The organism is Pseudomonas sp. R1-6 (genome assembly GCF_051132115.1).
In the GTDB taxonomy this organism is placed as follows: domain Bacteria; phylum Pseudomonadota; class Gammaproteobacteria; order Pseudomonadales; family Pseudomonadaceae; genus Aquipseudomonas.
Window position 1 is genome coordinate 1827873 of sequence record NZ_CP071662.1, and the last position, 18599, is coordinate 1846471.

Annotated in this window: 8 protein-coding genes; 5 read left to right on the plus strand and 3 right to left on the minus strand. The window is 63.7% G+C overall.

Annotation, left to right across the window (positions count from 1 at the left end):
• Positions 1-14 precede the first annotated feature (14 nt).
• A complete protein-coding gene (locus J3P81_RS08555) occupies positions 15-824 on the plus strand; it encodes an MOSC domain-containing protein (RefSeq protein ID WP_434563174.1) in 810 nt (269 codons plus the stop codon).
• 87 nt (positions 825-911) lie between these two features.
• Here J3P81_RS08555 and J3P81_RS08560 read toward each other — a convergent pair whose 3' ends face one another.
• A complete protein-coding gene (locus J3P81_RS08560; protein ID WP_003183665.1) occupies positions 912-1196 on the minus strand; it encodes a pyrimidine/purine nucleoside phosphorylase in 285 nt (94 codons plus the stop codon).
• A gap of 79 nt (positions 1197-1275) precedes the next feature.
• A complete protein-coding gene (locus J3P81_RS08565) occupies positions 1276-1818 on the minus strand; it encodes an exonuclease domain-containing protein (RefSeq protein ID WP_434563176.1) in 543 nt (180 codons plus the stop codon).
• 214 nt (positions 1819-2032) lie between these two features.
• Here J3P81_RS08565 and J3P81_RS08570 point away from each other — a divergent pair, with 214 nt between their 5' ends.
• From J3P81_RS08570 to J3P81_RS08580, 3 genes are all read left to right on the plus strand, one after another.
• Positions 2033-2692: a TetR/AcrR family transcriptional regulator gene (locus J3P81_RS08570; protein WP_420764764.1), complete on the plus strand. Its 660-nt coding sequence runs from the start codon at positions 2033-2035 to the stop codon at positions 2690-2692.
• Positions 2693-2731: 39 nt separating this feature from the next.
• On the plus strand, positions 2732-3526 hold the full coding sequence (locus J3P81_RS08575; protein ID WP_434563178.1) for a substrate-binding periplasmic protein: 795 nt from the start codon (positions 2732-2734) through the stop codon (positions 3524-3526).
• Between the two features lie 67 nt (positions 3527-3593).
• The gene (locus tag J3P81_RS08580; RefSeq protein ID WP_434563180.1) at positions 3594-4607 is read left to right on the plus strand and encodes a GNAT family N-acetyltransferase; all 1014 of its coding nucleotides are present in this window, start codon (positions 3594-3596) and stop codon (positions 4605-4607) included.
• A 103-nt stretch (positions 4608-4710) separates the two neighbouring features.
• On the opposite strand, the gene J3P81_RS08585 is transcribed toward J3P81_RS08580, so the two are convergent.
• The gene (locus J3P81_RS08585) at positions 4711-5259 is read right to left on the minus strand and encodes an RNA polymerase factor sigma-70 (RefSeq protein WP_039589001.1); all 549 of its coding nucleotides are present in this window, start codon (positions 5257-5259) and stop codon (positions 4711-4713) included.
• Positions 5260-5541: 282 nt separating this feature from the next.
• Here J3P81_RS08585 and J3P81_RS08590 point away from each other — a divergent pair, with 282 nt between their 5' ends.
• Positions 5542-18528, plus strand: coding sequence for a non-ribosomal peptide synthetase (locus J3P81_RS08590; protein ID WP_434563182.1), 12987 nt, complete (start codon positions 5542-5544; stop codon positions 18526-18528).
• Positions 18529-18599 lie beyond the last annotated feature (71 nt).

Genomic DNA, 18599 nt, shown 5'->3' on the forward strand with positions numbered 1-18599 from the left:
CAGGAACGTCGATCATGTTGCGGCTGAGTGCGCTTTACCGTTATCCGTTGAAGTCCGGCAAGGGGCAGCAGGTCCAAGGGATTGGCCTGGACAAGCTCGGGCTCGACGGTGATCGTCGCTGGATGCTGGTGGATGAGGCCAGCGGACGGTTCCTGACCCAGCGAGCCGTGGCGAAAATGAGCCAGCTTTCGGCGCTGTGGAACGAGGCGGGTGGCCTGACGCTCAGTGCGCCGGGCCATGGCGTCATCGAAGTGCCGTTGCCGCCTGCCCACGAAGAACAGCGGCGCGGCGTGATCATCTGGCGCGACACGTTGCGAGTGCCGGATGCGGGCGACGAGGCGGCTGCCTGGGTCAGCGCGTTCATCGGCAATCCTACTCGGCTCGTGCATGTGCCGGTGGAGTTGGCCCGCACCACAGCCGCCGGGTATGGCAAGGACGATGACAAGGTGGCCTTCGCCGACGGTTTTCCCTTGCTGTTGATCGGCCAGGCCTCATTGCAGGACCTGTCTGGCAGGGTAGGTCGCCCGCTGGAAATGCTGCGTTTCCGTCCGAACCTGGTGGTCGAGGGCAGCGAGGCGTTCGCCGAAGATGGTTGGAAGCGTATCCGTATCGGCGATATGGAGTTGCGCGTGGTCAAGCCGTGCTCGCGCTGCATCATGACCACGATCGATCCGCAGACCGGTGAGCGCGATCCGCAGCGCGAGCCTTTCGCGACGTTGCTGCAGTACCGTTCGACCCCGGACGGTGCGATGTTCGGGCAGAACCTGGTCAATGACGGTATTGGCAGCCTGGAAGTGGGCATGCCGGTCGAAGTGCTGGAATAAAAAATGCCCGTGTCGTTGGACACGGGCATTTCATTTACCACGCAATCGCTTTTGCCGTGGGGGCAAGCGTCCTCGCTACGGTCCGACTCAGCCGCGATATTCGCACAGGTAAGCCGTGTCGACGGCGACCTTGAGCTGGAACTTGCTGTTGGCCGGGACGTTGAACTGGCTGCCGGCCGCGAAGGTTTCCCAGTCGGTGCTGTCAGGCAGTTTCACGGTCAGGGCGCCGGAAACGACGTGCATGATTTCCCGCTGGGCGGTGCCGAATTCGTATTCGCCCGGCGCCATGACGCCGATGGTCGCGGGGCCTTCGGCAGTGCCGAACGCGATCGACTTGACGGTGCCGTCGAAGTACTCGTTGACTTTGAACATGGGCGATTCCTCGAGAAAGGGCTGAAAAAGGCCGGCCAGTATGCACAAGGCCACACGGGCCGTCATCTGCTACGCCGGGTCAGCCCGTCAGCACCAGAGGCAATAGTCGCGCTGTATTGCGGGCGTCCTCGAGCGCGCGGTGCTGTTGTCCGCAAAATTGCAGCCCGGCCAGTTGCAGCGCGCTATTGAGCCCCAACGGTCGTTCCAACCGGCGGGCCTTGGCAAAACGTTGCTTGAGGTTCATGTGCGGCACTTGGCCGAGGAGGCTGTGCAATCGCTGTTGCTGCCATTCCTGAAGCAGCTGCTTGCGATCGTAGTCGCCCCAACTGACCCAGCCTTCCAGGTTGGGGTGGTAGGGCGCCAGCCAATGTTCGAACGCCGGCCAGACCTCGGTCAGAGGCCCGGCACTGTCGATGTTGGCCTGGCTGATGTGGGTCAGCGAGCGACAGAAAGGGGTGAGCAGCGGTCGCCTCAGCGGCCGCACGAACCGCTGGAAATGATCGATTTCCCGGCCGTCTCGATTCACCAGGGTCGCGCCGATTTCGATAATTTCCATTTCGGTTACCGGCCAGCCACCTTCATCGGTGGTGGCCTCCAGATCAATCACCAGCCAGTGAGGCATTGCAGAGTTCCCGGTATCGGCGTGCTGATGGGTTTGAGCGTAGTCAAACCCGGCGCCTGCGCCTAGCCCTATCTTGAGGCGCCGACACGAAGGACCGAGCGCAGGTTCTTGCGCCCGAGCGCTTGCTTGGTTGCCCCGGCCAGCTTAAATTGCCGTGTCACTGGCGATTCTGAGAGTGGCCGCGCATTGATCGTTCGACTGAGGAGCAAAGTTGGTGAACGAGCAAAAAGCCTTGGACGTGATGCGTGAGCTGGTCGACGCCGGGCAACTGACCGATCCGGACAGCGCTCGAGGCAAACTGCTCCAGACCGCCGCCCATTTGTTCCGCAACAAAGGCTTCGAGCGCACCACGGTGCGGGATCTGGCCAGTGCCGTGGGCATTCAGTCGGGCAGTATTTTTCATCATTTCAAAAGCAAGGACGAAATTCTGTGGGCGGTGATGGAAGAGACCGTCCGCTACAACACCGCGATGATGCGGGCAGCCCTGGCAGAGGGCGGCAGCATTCGCGAGCGGGTGCTGGCGTTGATCCGCTGTGAATTGCAATCGATCACGGGGGAAAACGGCGAGGCGATGGCGGTGCTGGTCTACGAATGGCGCTCTTTGTCCGAGGAAGGGCAGCGGCAAGTGCTGGCCTTGCGTGATATCTACGAACGTGTGTGGCTTGAAGTCCTGGGAGAGGCCAAGGAGGCCGGGTATATTCGCGGGGACGTATTCGTTACCCGACGTTTCCTGACAGGTGCATTGTCCTGGACCTCCACCTGGTTTCGCGCCGGAGGTAGCCTGAGCCTTGATCAATTGGCTAACCAGGCGCTGATTCTGGTATTGCAAGAAAACGATAAACCAGCGGCTGGCCAAGCGCCTGAAACCGCCTAGCGTGAACATATTGAACGGACTTCTGGGGGAGTGGTTATCTTGACGTTTTCGCCGATGGGGGTGACCTCGCGCGTTCTGGCTGCTCTGGCCTTGCTATGGATGTTGCCCGTCGAGGCGGCGCAGCTGGTCCGGATCGGTGCGGCACATTTTCCGCCCTATACCGTTCGACCCGAAAAAGGTGCGGACACCGGCCTGCTACCGGAACTGGTCGAGGCGTTGAATCGCGCCCAGGCCGATTATGAGTTTGTGCTCGTCCCTACCTCGATCCCGCGGCGCTTCAATGATTTCAAGCAAGGCCGGATCGACATGGCCATCTTCGAAAACCCTGACTGGGGTTGGCAGGATGTGCCGCATACCACGGTGGACATGGGCCTGGAGGATGCGGAAATCTTCGTGACCCAGCGTTTGCCTGACCGCCAGCAGAGCTATTTCGCGGACCTGCGGGCCAAGCGGCTGGCTCTGTTCAGCGGTTATCACTACGCTTTTGCCGAGTTCAATGCCGATCCCAAGTTCCTGATCGGCCAGTTCAACGCCACGCTGACGTATTCCCATGACAGCAATCTGCAAATGGTCTTGCGTGGGCGCGCGGACGTTGCGCTGGTGACCCGTTCGTACCTCAGCGACTATCTGCTGCGCAATCCTCAAGTCGCTCCGCAACTGCTCGTGTCCGAGCGTATCGACCAGATTTATCACCATTTCGCGCTGCTGCGACCCCAGGCGCCGATCTCCGGGGAGGCGTTTGGGCAATTGCTGGGCAAGTTGAGAGACAGCGGGCAGCTGTTGGAGATTTTCAAGCCCTACCAGATCGAGCTCGTGTCGACCCCTCGCCACTGAGGCGACACTAAATTTCCCCTTCCGGCTCACGTCACACGTTGACTACCGACGAATACGTGAGCCTTCAATGCCTGACCTCAATCCTGCAGCGACGCTGCCCTTGCCCGGCGGTCGCTGCCTGGGCGCCGATGAAACCGAACGTCACCTGAGCCTGATGCTCGAAGGCGCGCCGCTGATCCGGCTGCGCCTGGAACGAGGCGCGCCCTTGCACGTGCATTTGCAGGAAACCAACGGGCGCCCGGTGGGGCCGGCGCTTTGGGCGGCCTGCTATTGGCTGTTTACCCGGGATCCGGGCTGCCAGTGCCTGGTCTGGCATCTTGACGAGCGTCCTGGTGAAGCGTTGCTCAGCGGCCTGCTGGTGGGCACCGCGCAACCCAACGAATACGCATGCGAACGTACGCTGTTCTGGCAACTGCCGCAGCCCTGGCTGGGGGAGTCGTTCAGTGGCAGTTATCCGCAACAGATGATCATCACCGATGGCAAGCGTCATCCTCGCCGGCCCATCAAGCCTCGGGGCGAGGTGTATCGGCGTTTCGACGCGCGGCTGGGCGCCTGGGTGTCCTTGCGAACCCTTGAAATCGAGCAGGACCTGACGCGTTTCAATCGTTGGCAGAACAGCCCTCGGGTCGCCAGCTTCTGGCAGGAGGAGGGTAGCCTGGAGCAGCACCGGGAGTACTTGGGCAACTTGCAGCACGACCCTCGGGTCCTGACGCTGATCGGCTGTTTCAACGATGAGCCATTCGCCTATTTCGAGGCCTACTGGGCCAAGGAGGATCGAATCGCGCCGTTCTACCAGGCCAACGATTATGACCGTGGCATTCACATGTTGGTGGGCGAGGAACAACACCGTGGCCCGCATAAGGTCGCCAGCTGGCTGTCGGCATTGGTGCACTATCTGTTTCTGGACGATCCGCGCACCCAGCGCGTGGTGGCCGAGCCCCGGGCCGACAACGCCCGCATGATCGGGCATCTGCACAACCAGTGTTTCCACTGCGAAAAGGAATTCGACTTTCCGCACAAGCGAGCGGCGCTGATGATCCTGGGGCGCGAGCGGTTTTTTGACCGGTGTTCGTTGATGTAAATCTCACCGCAATTCTCAAGGCTCCATCGCGAGCAAGCGCGCTCCCACATGCACTGCGACGACGCTTGGGTGGGAGTGAGCTTGCTCGGTCAGCCCCGCGGAATCACCGCCGAGCGAAGGTATCTCCACGCACCCCAGACACCTTGCGGCAATGCACCAGGGCATCGCGGATCATGAAGTTCACCAACGTCGGCGAGACCCCCAGCTCCTTGGCGATGTCTTTCTGCGGCACGCCGTGCAGGCGATACATCTCGAAGGCATAGCGGGTGCGGCTCGGCAACTCGGTCAGGGCCTCGGCAATGTGCTCGAGCGTGGAGAAGTTGATGTGAGACGTTTCCGGCGAAGCACCCTGGATCACCACGTTCAGCCCTTCCTCTTCCGGCCCCGAGTATTTCTGTTCCAGCGCTTGCTTGCGGTAATGATCGATGGCCAGGTTGCGCACGATCTGGAACAGATAACTGAGCTGGGCCTTGAAGGATGAGGTGATCTGGGGCGCCGACTGCAACCGGAAAAACGCATCCTGGACCACATCTTCGGCCCGGGACCGGCAGCCCGTGATACGCGCTGCGATCTTGACCAGGATGGTTCGGTTATCGACGAATGCCTGGAGTAGCGGTGAGTCGCACCTGCTTGTGGATACTTGTTCCGTCATGGAATTCACCTTGCTGCAAATAGTTAGCAGGACGACCGGTCCGGCGGACATGTCCTACACATCGACGGCCAAATTAGGCGTAATGATAATTATTGTCAATTGAGAAGAAGAATTATTGATGAAAGGAAGTCCAGCCCGATAGCTGCGACCCGTTGTCGCGGCGCGTGATGGCCTGCAGTTCTGCCACCCGCGTGAGGACAAGGTCGCCGACTAATTATTTGCCGGTGTTATCCGTCCCCATGGGTGACCACTTGCAAGCCGAATTTCAGGCAGGAACCCCCCATGACCGACGCGTTCGAACTTCCCCGCACCCTGGCTCACGCACTCCAGCGCCGCGCCGCGTTGACCCCGGATCAGGTGGCCTTGCGCTTCCTGGCCGATACCCCGGAGCAGGGCGTGGTGTTGAGTTATCGCGACCTGGATCAACGCGCCCGGACCATCGCCGCCGCCTTGCAGGCCGAGGCCCGATTCGCTGATCGAGCGGTGCTGTTGTTCCCCAGCGGCCCGGATTATGTCGCGGCATTCTTCGGTTGCCTGTATGCCGGCGTGATCGCCGTACCGGCCTATCCGCCGGAATCCTCCCGTCGGCATCATCAGGAGCGCTTGCTGTCGATCATCGCCGATGCCGAACCGCGGCTGTTGCTGACCACCGCTGACCTGCGCGACACCTTGCAAGCCATCGAATCGGCACCGCCGGTGATGTGCGTCGATACGCTCGATCCGACCCGCGCCGAGCAATGGCAAGCGCCGCAGCTGCAACGCGATGACATCGCTTTCCTGCAATACACCTCCGGTTCCACCGCCTTGCCAAAGGGCGTGCAGGTCAGCCACGGCAACCTGGTCGCCAATGAACTGTTGATCCGCCGTGGCTTCGGCATCGATGTGAACCCCGACGATGTCATCGTCAGCTGGCTGCCGCTTTATCATGACATGGGCCTGATTGGCGGCTTGCTACAGCCGATCTTCAGCGGCGTGCCTTGCGTGCTGATGTCGCCGGCCTATTTCCTCGCCCGGCCGTTGCGTTGGCTCGAAGCGATCAGCGAGTACGGCGGCACCATCAGCGGCGGCCCGGACTTCGCCTATCGCTTGTGCAGCGAACGGGTCAGTGAGTCCGCCCTGAGCCGCCTCGACCTGAGTGGCTGGCGCGTGGCCTATTCCGGCTCCGAGCCGATCCGCCTCGACAGCCTGGAGCGCTTTGCCGGGAAATTTGCTGCGTGCGGCTTCACGGCCGACCGTTTCATGGCCTCCTACGGGCTCGCCGAGGCGACGTTGTTCGTGGCCGGCACGCCACGTGGCCGAGGCATCCCATCGATGCGCATGGACGATGCAGCCTTGACGCAAAACCGTGCCGAGCCGGGGCAGGGCTGCGCGGTGATGAGTTGTGGCGTGAGCCAGCCGGATCATGCGGTGCGGATTGTCGAACCCAACACCCTGCAACCGCTGGCCGACAGCCAGGTGGGCGAGGTCTGGGCCGCCGGCCCGAGCATCGCCCACGGTTACTGGCGCAACCCCGAGGCCAGCGCCAAGACCTTCGTCCAGCATGACGGCCGCACTTGGCTGCGCACCGGCGACCTGGGTTTTATGCGCGAAGGCGAGCTGTACATCACCGGCCGCCTGAAGGACATGCTGATCGTGCGCGGGCACAACCTCTACCCCCAGGACATCGAGCAAACCATCGAACGGGAAGTGGAAGTGGTGCGCAAAGGACGGGTTGCCGCCTTCGCCGTCGATGAGGCGGGCGAGGAAGGCATCGGCATCGCTGCTGAAATCAGCCGTAGCGTACAGAAGATCCTGCCCCCCGACGCCTTGATCAACGCGATTCGCCAGGCCGTGGCCGACGCCTGCCAGCAAGCGCCGAGCGTGGTGGTGCTGCTCAACCCGGGGGCGCTGCCCAAGACGTCCAGCGGCAAACTGCAACGTTCGGCGTGCCGCGCCCGGTTGGCGGACGCCAGCCTCGACAGCTATGCACTGTTCCCCTCGGCCAAGGCTGAAACCGGCGATGAAACCGCGCCATCATCCGAGCTGCAAGAACTGATCGGCCGCCTCTGGTGCGAGCAGCTACACGTTGAGCGGGTTCGTGGCGACGATCATTTTTTCCTGTTGGGCGGCAATTCCATCGCAGCCACCCAAGTCATTGCGCGGCTGCGTGAAGTGCTTGGTCTGGAACTCAACCTGCGCCTGCTCTTCGAAGCGCCGACCCTGGACGCGTTCGCGACGGCAGTGGCAAATCTGCAACAGGACGGCGGCCGGGCCCAAAGCGCCATCAAAGCGTTGGCGCGCGATGAAGCCCTGCCGCAGTCCCTGGCCCAGAACCGTTTGTGGCTGACTTGGCAGCTGGACCCTGCCAGCCGCGCCTACAACATCCCCGGCGCCCTGCGCCTGCGCGGTGAGTTGGACGAACAAGCGCTGCGCGCCAGCCTTCAACAATTGACCGAGCGCCATGAATCCTTGCGCACACGGTTCCTGGAGCGCGACGGCGTGGCCCTGCAGCGGATCGATCCGGCCGGCGAGTTCAATCTCCAGGTGATCGACCTCAGCGACGTGGTCACCGATCAACGCGAAGCCCAGGCCCAGCGTATCCGCGAAGACGAAGCAGCCACTCAATTCGACTTGGAAAAAGGCCCGCTGCTGCGGGTCGCCTTGCTGCGCCTGGCGGAAGACGATCACCTGCTGTTGGTGACGATGCACCACATCATTGCCGATGGCTGGTCGATGAATGTGTTGATCGAAGAATTCTCGCGACTGTACGCCGCAGCGTCCCAAGGACAAATCGCCGCGCTGGCGCCGTTGCCGCTGCAATACGCCGACTACGGCAGTTGGCAACGGCAATGGCTTGCCCAGGGCGAAGCCGATCGCCAACTGGCGTATTGGAAACAGCAGTTGGGCGACGAGCACCCGACCCTGGCGCTGGGCACCGACCACCCGCGCAGTGCCCAACTGCGTCGCAGCGCCTCGCGCCATAGCCTGCGCGTGAACAAGTCACTCAGTGATGCTCTGCGCCAGATCGCCCAGGCCCATGACGCGACGGTGTTCATGCTGTTGCTGGCGGCGTTCCAGGCCTTGTTGCAGCGCTACACCGGTCAGTCCGACATTCGCGTCGGCGTACCTAACGCCAACCGCCCGCGCTTGGAAACCCAAGGCTTGATCGGTTTTTTCATCAACACTCAGGTGCTGCGCGCGCAAACCGATTCGCGTCAACCCTTCGCCGCGCTGCTGGCCCAGGCCCGGGAGGCGACGCTCGCCGCCCAGGCCCATCAGGACCTGCCCTTCGAACAGCTGTTGGAAGCCTTTCCCCAGGCTCGCGATCAAGGTCTGTTCCAGGTGATGTTCAACCACCAGCAGCGGGACCTCGGCGCGTTGCGGCGTCTGCCGGGACTGTTGGCGGATGAGTTGCCATGGCACAGCCGCGAGGCCAAGTTCGACCTGCAGTTGCACAGCGAAGAAGACCGCAACGGTCGGCTGACACTGTCGTTCGACTACGCAGACGAGTTGTTCGAGGCGGCAACCATCGCGCGCCTGGCCGAGCACTTTTGCAGTTTGCTGCGGGCGGTCTGCGCTGATCCGCAGCAGGCCCTGGGCGATTTGCCGTTGTTGAGCGCCGATGAACTCGCCCAGCAGCAGCGTTGGGCGGCGGCACCCTGCGCGCCCGCCACGCAATGGCTCCCGGAACTGCTTAATGACCAGGCCCGGCTCACACCGCAACGCAGGGCATTGCAGTGGGATGGCGGCTCGCTGGACTACGCTGAACTGCACGCCCAGGCCAATCGGCTGGCTCATTATCTTCGGGACAAAGGCGTCGGCCCGGACGTGTGCGTGGCGATTGCCGCCGAGCGCTCGCCGCAATTGCTTATCGGCGTGCTGGCGATCATCAAGGCAGGTGGCGCCTACGTGCCGCTGGATGTCGATTACCCGAGCGAACGCCTGGCCTACATGCTCCACGACAGCGGCGTCGATCTGCTGCTGACCCAAACCGCGCTGCTCGAACGCTTGCCGGCCTGCGAGGGCGTCAGCGTCATCGCCATGGATGCGCTGCACCTGGAGCAATGGCCGAGCAACCCGCCGCGGTTGCACCTGCACGGCGATCATCTGGCCTACGTGATCTACACCTCCGGCTCGACCGGCCAACCCAAGGGTGTCGGCAATACCCACGCGGCCCTGGCTGAACGCTTGCAGTGGATGCAGGCCGCCTATGAGCTGGATGAAACCGACGTGTTGATGCAAAAGGCGCCGATCAGTTTCGACGTGTCGGTGTGGGAGTGCTTCTGGCCGCTGATCACTGGCAGCCGATTGGTCCTGGCCGGCCCGGGGGAACACCGCGACCCGCACCGCATCGCTCAATTGGTCGAGCAGTTTGGCGTAACCACGCTGCATTTCGTCCCGCCGTTGCTCAGCCTGTTTATCGACGAGCCGTTGAGTGCCCGTTGCACCAGCCTGCGGCGGATTTTCTCCGGGGGCGAAGCCTTGCCAGCCGAATTGCGTAACCGGGTGCTGGCGCAGTTGCCGGCGGCGCAATTGCACAACCGTTATGGCCCGACCGAAACCGCGATCAACGTCACTCATTGGCACTGCACCGCAGACGATGGCGAGCGCTCGCCCATCGGCCGTCCCTTGACTAACGTGCTGTGCCGCATCCTCGACAGTGAACTCAATCCCGTGCCCGTCGGCGTGCCGGGTGAGCTGTGCATCGGTGGCCTGGGCCTGGCCCGGGGTTACCTCGGGCGCCCCGGGTTGACCGCGGAGCGCTTCGTCGCCGACCCCCAAGGGCTGGCGGGCGCGCGGCTCTACCGGACCGGGGACCGGGCGCGCTGGGGTGCCGACGGCGTCATCGAATACCTCGGCCGCCTCGATCAGCAGGTGAAGCTGCGCGGTTTCCGCGTCGAACCTCAGGAAATCGAGGCGCGGTTGCTGGCCCAGGACGGCGTCGCCCAGGCGGCGGTGCTGGTGCGCGATACGGCGGCCGGTCCGCAGTTGATCGGCTATTACACCGCAGCAGTGCTTGATGAAGACGATATCGTCCAGGCCGCGCGCTTGAAAAACGCCCTTGCCAGTGAGCTGCCTGACTACATGGTGCCCGCCCAACTGCTGCGCCTGGACGCCATGCCCCTGAGCCCGAGCGGCAAGCTCGACCGTCGTGCCTTGCCCGAGCCGCAATGGCAGGTGCGCGAACACGTCGAACCGGCCAGCGCTCTCGAACAGCAGATCGCCGCGATCTGGCGCGACGTGCTGGGCCTTGCCCGCGTCGGCTTGAGGGACGATTTTTTCGCCCTGGGCGGCCATTCGTTGCTGGCGACCCAGATTATTTCCCGCACGCGCCAGGCCTGCGATGTCGAGCTGCCGTTGCGTGCGTTGTTCGAAGCCAGTGAGCTGGGAGCGTTCGCCGAGCAAGTGCGGTTGATCCAGGCCAGCGGCCGGACCAACCGTCAGCCGCCGATCGAGAAAGTCGACCGCAGCCAACCGGTGCCGTTGTCCTATTCCCAGCAACGCATGTGGTTCCTCTGGCAGATGGAACCGCATAGCCCGGCCTACAACGTCGGTGGCATGGCGCGGCTGAGGGGGGTGCTGGATGTCGGGCGCTTCGAAGCGGCGTTGCAGGCGTTGATCCTTCGCCATGAAACCTTGCGCACCACGTTCCCGAGCGTCGACGGCGTGCCTCGCCAGCACGTACACGACGAGACGGGCCTGCGCATGGACTGGAAGGACTTCTCCATGCTCGACGCCGACATTCGCCAGCAACGGGTGCAGCAACTGGCCGACAGCGAAGCTCACGAGCCCTTTGACCTGGAAACCGGGCCGCTGCTGCGGGCCTGCCTGGTCAAGACCGCCGAGCACGAACATTACCTGGTGCTGACGCTGCATCACATCGTCACCGAGGGCTGGGCGATGGACATCTTCGCCCGGGAGCTAAGCGCGCTGTACGAAGCCTTTATCGATGATCGCGAGTCGCCGCTGGAACCGTTGCCGGTGCAGTACCTGGACTACAGCGCCTGGCAGCGCCAGTGGTTGGAATCCGGCGAGCGCCAACGCCAACTCGATTACTGGACCGCGCAGCTGGGCCGCGAACATCCCTTGCTGGAATTGCCGGGGGACCGCCCGCGTCCGCCGGTACAAAGCCATCGCGGCGAACTGTTCCGTTTCGACCTCAGCGATGACTTGGCCGCACGGGTTCGTGCCTTCAACGCCGAGCATGGCTTGACCCTTTTCATGACCATGACCGCTGCCCTGGCTGTGCTGCTCTATCGCTACAGCGGCCAGACCGACCTGCGCATCGGCGCGCCGGTGGCCAACCGCATCCGTCCGGAAAGTGAAGGGTTGATCGGCGCGTTCCTCAACACCCAAGTGCTGCGTTGCCAACTCGACGGGCAGATGTCCGTTGGCGAGCTATTGGAGCAGGTGCGCCACACCGTGATCGAGGGCCAGTCCCACCAGGACCTGCCGTTCGATCATCTGGTGGAAGCGTTGCAGCCACCGCGCAGCGCGGCGTACAACCCGCTGTTCCAGGTGATGTGCAACGTGCAGCGGTGGGAATTCCAACAAAGCCGCACGCTGGCCGGCATGAGCGTCGACTATCTGGTCAACGATGCGCGGGCCACCAAGTTCGACCTCAACCTGGAAGTCACCGATCTGGACCGGCGCCTGGGTTGCTGCCTGACCTACAGCACCGATTTGTTCGACGAGCCACGCATTGCCCGCATGGCCGGGCACTGGCGCAACCTGTTGGAAGCGCTGCTGGTGGATCCGGCCCGGCGGCTGAGCGAGCTGTCGTTGCTGGAGGCCGGCGAACAGCGGCAGTTGCTCGAGAGTCTGGGCGAAGAACCGGGCGAGCATCGCCTGGATCGATGCATCCATTCATTGTTCGAAGAACAGGCCAGGGTGCGCCCGGACGCGCCGGCGCTGACGTTCGCCGAGCAGACCCTGACCTATGGCGAACTCGAACGCCGGGCCAATCGCCTGGCCTGGATGTTGCGCGAACGTGGTGTCGGGCCTCAGGTTCGCGTGGGCCTGGCCCTGGAGCGCTCGCTGGAAATGGTCGTCGGCTTGCTGGCGATCCTCAAGGCGGGTGGCGCCTACGTGCCGCTGGATCCGGAATACCCGCTGGACCGCTTGCTCTACATGATCGAGGACAGCGGCGTCGGTCTGTTGCTCAGCGATCGGGCCATGTTCCAGGCCCTAGGCCCACTGCCGGAAGGCGTGCAGCGCTGGTGCCTGGAAGACGACAGCGCGGCCGTGGCGGATTACCCCGACCAGTCGCCAGGGCTGATCAATCTGCCGCAACACCAGGCTTACTTGATCTACACCTCCGGCTCCACCGGCAAACCCAAGGGTGTGGTGGTGTCCCACGGCGAAATCGCCATGCATTGCCAGGCGGTGATCCAGCGCTTCGGCATGCGCCCCGAAGACTGCGAGCTGCATTTCTATTCGATCAATTTCGACGCCGCCACCGAGCGCTTGCTGGTGCCCTTGCTCAGCGGCGCCCACGTGGTGCTGCGCGCTCAGGGCCAGTGGGATGCCGAGGAAATCTGCGGCCTGATTCGCCAACACCGCATCAATATCCTCGGTTTCACCCCCAGCTATGGCAGCCAATTGGCGCAATGGCTGGCGACCCAGGGCCAGACGCTGCCGGTGCGCATGTGCATCACCGGTGGTGAGGCCCTGACCGGCGAGCATTTGCAGCGTATCCGCGCCGCATTCAGCCCGGATCTATTCTTCAACGCCTACGGGCCGACCGAAACCGTGGTCATGCCGCTGGCGAGCCTCGCCCCGGAGCGACTGGAGGAGGGCGCCGGCAGCGTGCCGATCGGCAGCGTGATCGGTGCTCGGGTCGCCTACATTCTCGACGCCGACCTGGCATTGGTGCCGCAGGGCGCGACCGGTGAGTTGTACGTTGGCGGCGCCGGGCTGGCCCAGGGTTATCACCAGCGCCCGGGCATGACCGCCGAGCGTTTCGTCGCCGACCCGTTTGCCGCCCATGGCGGACGGTTGTATCGCACTGGCGATTTGGTGCGCCAGCGCGCCGACGGCCAGGTGGAGTACCTTGGACGCATCGACCATCAGGTGAAGATTCGCGGTTTCCGCATCGAGCTGGGGGAAATCGAAAACCGTTTGTTGGAGCACGATGCCGTGCGCGAGGCCGTGGTACTGGCCCTGGACATGCCCGGCGGCAAGCAACTGGTCGGTTATCTGGCCACCGACATCGCCTCTCAGGACGCCGCCGGGCAAGCGGCGCTGCGCGAAGCGCTGAAGAACCACCTCAAGGCGCAACTGCCGGACTACATGGTGCCCGCGCACTTGATCCTGCTGGCGAGCATGCCGCTGACCGCCAACGGCAAGCTCGACCGCCGCGCCTTGCCGATGCCGGATCCGGAGCTCAATCGCCAACAATACGTGGCGCCGAGCAATGCCTTGGAGCAAGCGCTGGCGGCAATCTGGTGCGACGTGCTGAACGTGAAGCAGGTCGGCCTCAACGACAACTTCTTCGAGCTGGGCGGCGATTCGATCCTGTCGATCCAGGTCGTCAGCCGGGCCCGGCAACAGGGCCTCCACTTCACGCCACGCGACCTGTTCCAGCACCAGACCGTGCAGGCCCTGGCGGCGGTCGCGACTCGCAGCGAACAGGTGAGCGCCGAGCAAGGGTTGTTGAGCGGTGAGTCGGCGCTGACGCCGATCCAGCACTGGTTCTTGGCCAACGAAATACCCAACCGTGAACATTGGAACCAGGCGTTGTTGCTGGAGCCGACCACGCCCTTGGAAGCGGATGCTCTGGAGCAAGCGTTGCGCGCCGTTTTCGAGCAGCACGACGCCTTGCGCCTGGGCTTTGGCAACAGCGCCGGTCAGTGGCGCGCCGAGCATCAGCCAGTGTTCGAGGGAACGCTGCTGGAGACGGTATCGGTGGGCTCGCCGCACGCCTGCGAAGCCGTGTTTGCCCAGGCCCAGCGTGGCTTCGAACTGGCGACTGGGCCGCTGCTGCGGGCCGTGCTGGCGCAGCTACCGGACGGTCGGCAGCGCCTGCTGATCGCGATTCACCACCTGGTGGTGGACGGTGTGTCATGGCGGGTGCTGATGGACGATCTGCAAACGGCTTACCGCCAATGCGTCGCCGGACAAACGCTGCAATTGCCAGCCAAGACCAGCCCCTTGCGTGATTGGGCAGCGCGTTTGCGGGCCTACGCCGGTAGCGAATCCCTGCGCGAGGAAATGAGCTGGTGGCAAGGTCAGTTAAGTGGCCCGCAGGTGACACTGCCTTGCGCGCGGCCCGACGGCGGGCGGCAGGAACGGCATGCCGACATCGTCAGCCTGCGCCTGGACGCCGAGCGCACCCGGCAATTGCTGCAACAGGCGCCCAGTGCCTACCGCACCCAGGTCAATGACCTGTTGCTCACGGCGCTGGCCCGGGTGCTGTGCCGTTGGAGCAATCACGAATCGGCCTTGGTCCAGCTCGAAGGTCATGGTCGCGAGGCGCTGTTCGATGACATCGACCTGACCCGCACCGTGGGATGGTTTACCAGTGTCTATCCGCTGCGCCTGAGCCCATCGGCCGATGATATCGGCACCTCGATCAAAGCCATCAAGGAGCAACTGCGCGCCGTGCCCCATAAGGGCCTCGGCTATGGCGTGCTGCGTTACCTGACAGACAGCGGCACCCGCGAGGCGATGGCTGGCCTGCCGCAAGCGATGGTCACTTTCAACTACCTCGGCCAGCTCGACCATGCCCTCGGCCAGGACGCGCTGTTCCGACCGCTGGACGAGCCGCTTGGCGCGATTCACGACCCCGACGCTCCGCTGCCCAACGAGCTGAGCCTCGACTGCCAGGTCAGCGGCGGCGAACTGGCGCTGCGCTGGACCTTCAGTGCCGAGCGCCATGACCGCCAGAGCATCGCCGTGCTGGCCAACGCTTACCTCGACGAACTGCAGCACTTGATCGAACACTGCCTGACGGACGAGGCGGGCGGCCTGACGCCGTCGGACTTCCCGCTGGCGAAACTGACCCAGGCGCAACTGGACAACCTGCCGGTGCCGGCCGCGGAGATCGAAGACGTCTACCCACTGACGCCGATGCAGGAAGGCATGCTGCTGCACACCTTGCTGGAACCGGGCACGGGCCTGTACTACATGCAGGACCGCTACCGCATCAACAGTGAACTCGACCCTCAGCGTTTCGCCCAAGCCTGGCAGGCGGTGATCGCCCGTCACGAAGCCTTGCGCGCCTCGTTCTGCTGGAATGTCGGTGAAGACATGCTGCAGGTCATCCACAAACCCGGCCGCACGCCGGTGCAATACCTCGACTGGACGCAAGTACCCGACGACGCCCAGGAGCCCAAACTCCAGGCGCTGCTCAAGAGCGAACGGGAGGCCGGTTTCGATCTGTTGAACGAGGCGCCGTTCCACTTGCGCTTGATCCGGGTTGGCGCGGCGCGTTACTGGTTCATGATGAGCAACCACCACATCCTCATCGATGCGTGGTGCCGTTCGCTGCTGATGGACGATTTCTTCGAAATCTACACGGCCCTTGGCGAACAGCGAGAGCCCCACCTGGCCGTGCCGCCGCGCTATCGCGATTACATCGGTTGGCTGCAACACCAGGGCCTGGCCGAAGCCCGGCAGTGGTGGCAGAAGAACCTGAAAGGCTTCGAGCGGACCACGCCGATCCCCGCGGATCGACCGTTCCTGCGCGAGCACGCCGGTGACAGCGGCGGCATGGTCGTCGGCGATTGCTACACCCGGCTCGACGTTCGAGACGGTGCGCGTTTGCGCGAGCTGGCCCAGGCCCATCAGCTGACCGTCAACACCTTCGCCCAGGCCGCGTGGGCCTTGGTGCTGCGTAGGGTCAGCGGCGATCGCGACGTGCTGTTCGGCGTCACCGTGGCCGGCCGTCCGGTGGAGCTGCCGCACATGCAGCGCACGGTGGGGCTGTTCATCAACAGCGTCGCCTTGCGAGTGCAGATTCCGTCGGATGACCAGCGTTGCAGCGTGCGCCAATGGCTCAACGGTTTGCTGGACAGCAACATGCAACTGCGCGAGTACGAATACCTGCCGCTGGTGAGCATCCAGGAGGTCAGCGAACTGCCCAAGGGCCAGCCGTTGTTCGACAGCCTGTTCGTGTTCGAGAACGCGCCGGTGGAAGTCTCGGTGCTGGACCGCGCCCAGAGCCTCAACGCCACCTCGGATTCAGGGCGCACCCACACCAACTTCCCGCTGACGGCGGTGTGTTACCCGGGCGACGATCTCGGACTGCACCTGTCCTACGACCAGCGTTACTTCAATGAGTCGACGGTCCAGGGGCTGCTGGGTGAGTTCAAGCGATTGCTGCTGGCGCTGATCGAAGGTTTCCACGGTGACATGGCCGAGCTGGCGCTGATCGGGTCTGAAGAAAAGACTTTCCTCATCGAGGGCTGCAACCAGAGTGAACGTGCCTATCCGCTGGAGCAGAGTTACGTGGAGCTGTTCGAGGCCCGGGTGGCGGCTCATCCGCAACGCATTGCCGCCAGTTGCCAGGACGACAGCTGGACTTACGCCGCGTTGAACGAACGCAGCAACCGCCTCGGTCATGGGCTGATCGAGGCGGGCGTCGGTCTCGACCAGCCGGTGGCGCTGCTGGCCGAGCGCGGCCTGGACTTGCTGGGCATGATCATCGGCAGCTTCAAGGCCGGCGGCGGTTATCTGCCGCTGGACCCAGGCCTGCCGAGCCAGCGCCTGAGCCGCATCATCGAGCTGAGCCGCACGCCGTTGCTGGTCTGCACGAGAGCTTGTCGCGAACAGGCGTTGGCCTTGCTGGAAGAGTTCGCCTGTGCCGGGAGGCCGAAGCTGCTGGTCTGGGAAGACGTCCAGGCCAGTGATACGGCGGTGGACAATCCTGGCGTTTACAGCGGGCCGGACAACCTCGCCTATGTGATCTACACCTCTGGCTCCACCGGCTTGCCCAAAGGCGTGATGGTGCAGCAGCGCGGCATGCTCAACAACCAGCTCAGCAAAGCGCCGTACCTGGCGCTGGATGAAACGGACGTGATCGCCCAGACCGCGTCCCAGAGCTTCGATATTTCGGTGTGGCAGTTCCTGGCCGCGCCGTTGTTCGGCGCCCGGGTGGACCTTGTGCCCAATGCCATCGCCCACGATCCCCAAGGACTGTTGGACCATGTGGGTCGTCAGGGCATTACCGTGCTGGAAAGCGTGCCTTCGTTGATCCAGGGCATGCTCGCCCAGGAGCACACCGGTCTGGATGGCTTGCGCTGGATGCTGCCCACCGGCGAAGCGATGCCACCGGAGCTGGCCCATCAATGGCTGATGCGTTACCCCGACATCGCCCTGGTGAATGCCTACGGACCGGCGGAATGTTCCGATGACGTGGCGTTCTTCCGGGTCGACATGGCCTCGACCCGTGGCACCTACCTGCCCATCGGCACGCCGACCGACAACAACCGTTTGTACGTGCTCGACGGCGCGCTGGAACTGGTGCCGTTGGGCGCGGTGGGCGAGTTGTGCGTCGCCGGCACCGGAGTGGGGCGTGGTTATGTCGGCGATCCGTTGCGTACGGCGCCGGTCTTCGTGCCCAACCCGTTCGGCGCGCCGGGCGAGCGGCTGTACCGCACTGGCGACCTGGCGCGCCGCCGCAGCGATGGCGTGCTGGAATACGTCGGGCGCATCGATCATCAAGTGAAGATCCGCGGTTACCGCATCGAACTGGGGGAAATCGAAGCACGGCTGCATGAGCAGCCCGAAGTCCGCGACGCGGCGGTCGGGGTGCAGGAGGGCGTCAATGGCAAGCATCTGGTGGGTTATCTGGTTGCTGCCGACTCGACGCTCAGCCCGAGCGAACGCCTGGATCGGATCAAACAGCGCCTGCGCAGCGAGCTGCCCGAATACATGGTGCCGCTGCACTGGCTGTGGCTCGACCGCTTGCCCCTCAATGCCAACGGCAAGCTCGATCGCAAGGGGCTACCGGCGTTGGAAATCGGCCAGTTGCACGGCCACGACTACCAGGCGCCCGCCAATGCGCTGGAGCAGACCCTGGCGGATATCTGGGCCGAAGTGCTGAAGGTCGAGCGGGTGGGGGCGCGGGACAATTTCCTTGAGCTGGGCGGGCACTCCTTGCTGGCGACACAAATTGCCTCCCGCGTGCAGAAGGCCTTGCAACGCAACGTGCCGCTCAGGGCGATGTTCGAGTGCAGCACCGTGGAGCAATTGGCTGAATACATTGCGGGGTTGCAAGCCAGCGAAATGACCGAGGAGAAAGTGGACCGGTTGAATGATCTGATGGCGGAGTTGGAGGGGTTGTAGTGCTGTGATGCCTGTCGCGGCCTCATCGCGACAGGCTCGCTCCCACAATGGATCGGAGTCCAGAGATCAAA

Bases quoted from the DNA above. Each gene is read 5' to 3' on its own strand.
- J3P81_RS08555 (WP_434563174.1), top strand. From the start codon at position 15: ATGTTGCGGCTGAGTGCGCTTTACCGTTATCCGTTGAAGTCCGGCAAG.
- J3P81_RS08560 (WP_003183665.1), bottom strand. From the start codon at position 1,196: ATGTTCAAAGTCAACGAGTACTTCGACGGCACCGTCAAGTCGATCGCG.
- J3P81_RS08565 (WP_434563176.1), bottom strand. From the start codon at position 1,818: ATGCCTCACTGGCTGGTGATTGATCTGGAGGCCACCACCGATGAAGGT.
- J3P81_RS08580 (WP_434563180.1), top strand. From the start codon at position 3,594: ATGCCTGACCTCAATCCTGCAGCGACGCTGCCCTTGCCCGGCGGTCGC.
- J3P81_RS08585 (WP_039589001.1), bottom strand. From the start codon at position 5,259: ATGACGGAACAAGTATCCACAAGCAGGTGCGACTCACCGCTACTCCAG.
- J3P81_RS08590 (WP_434563182.1), top strand. From the start codon at position 5,542: ATGACCGACGCGTTCGAACTTCCCCGCACCCTGGCTCACGCACTCCAG.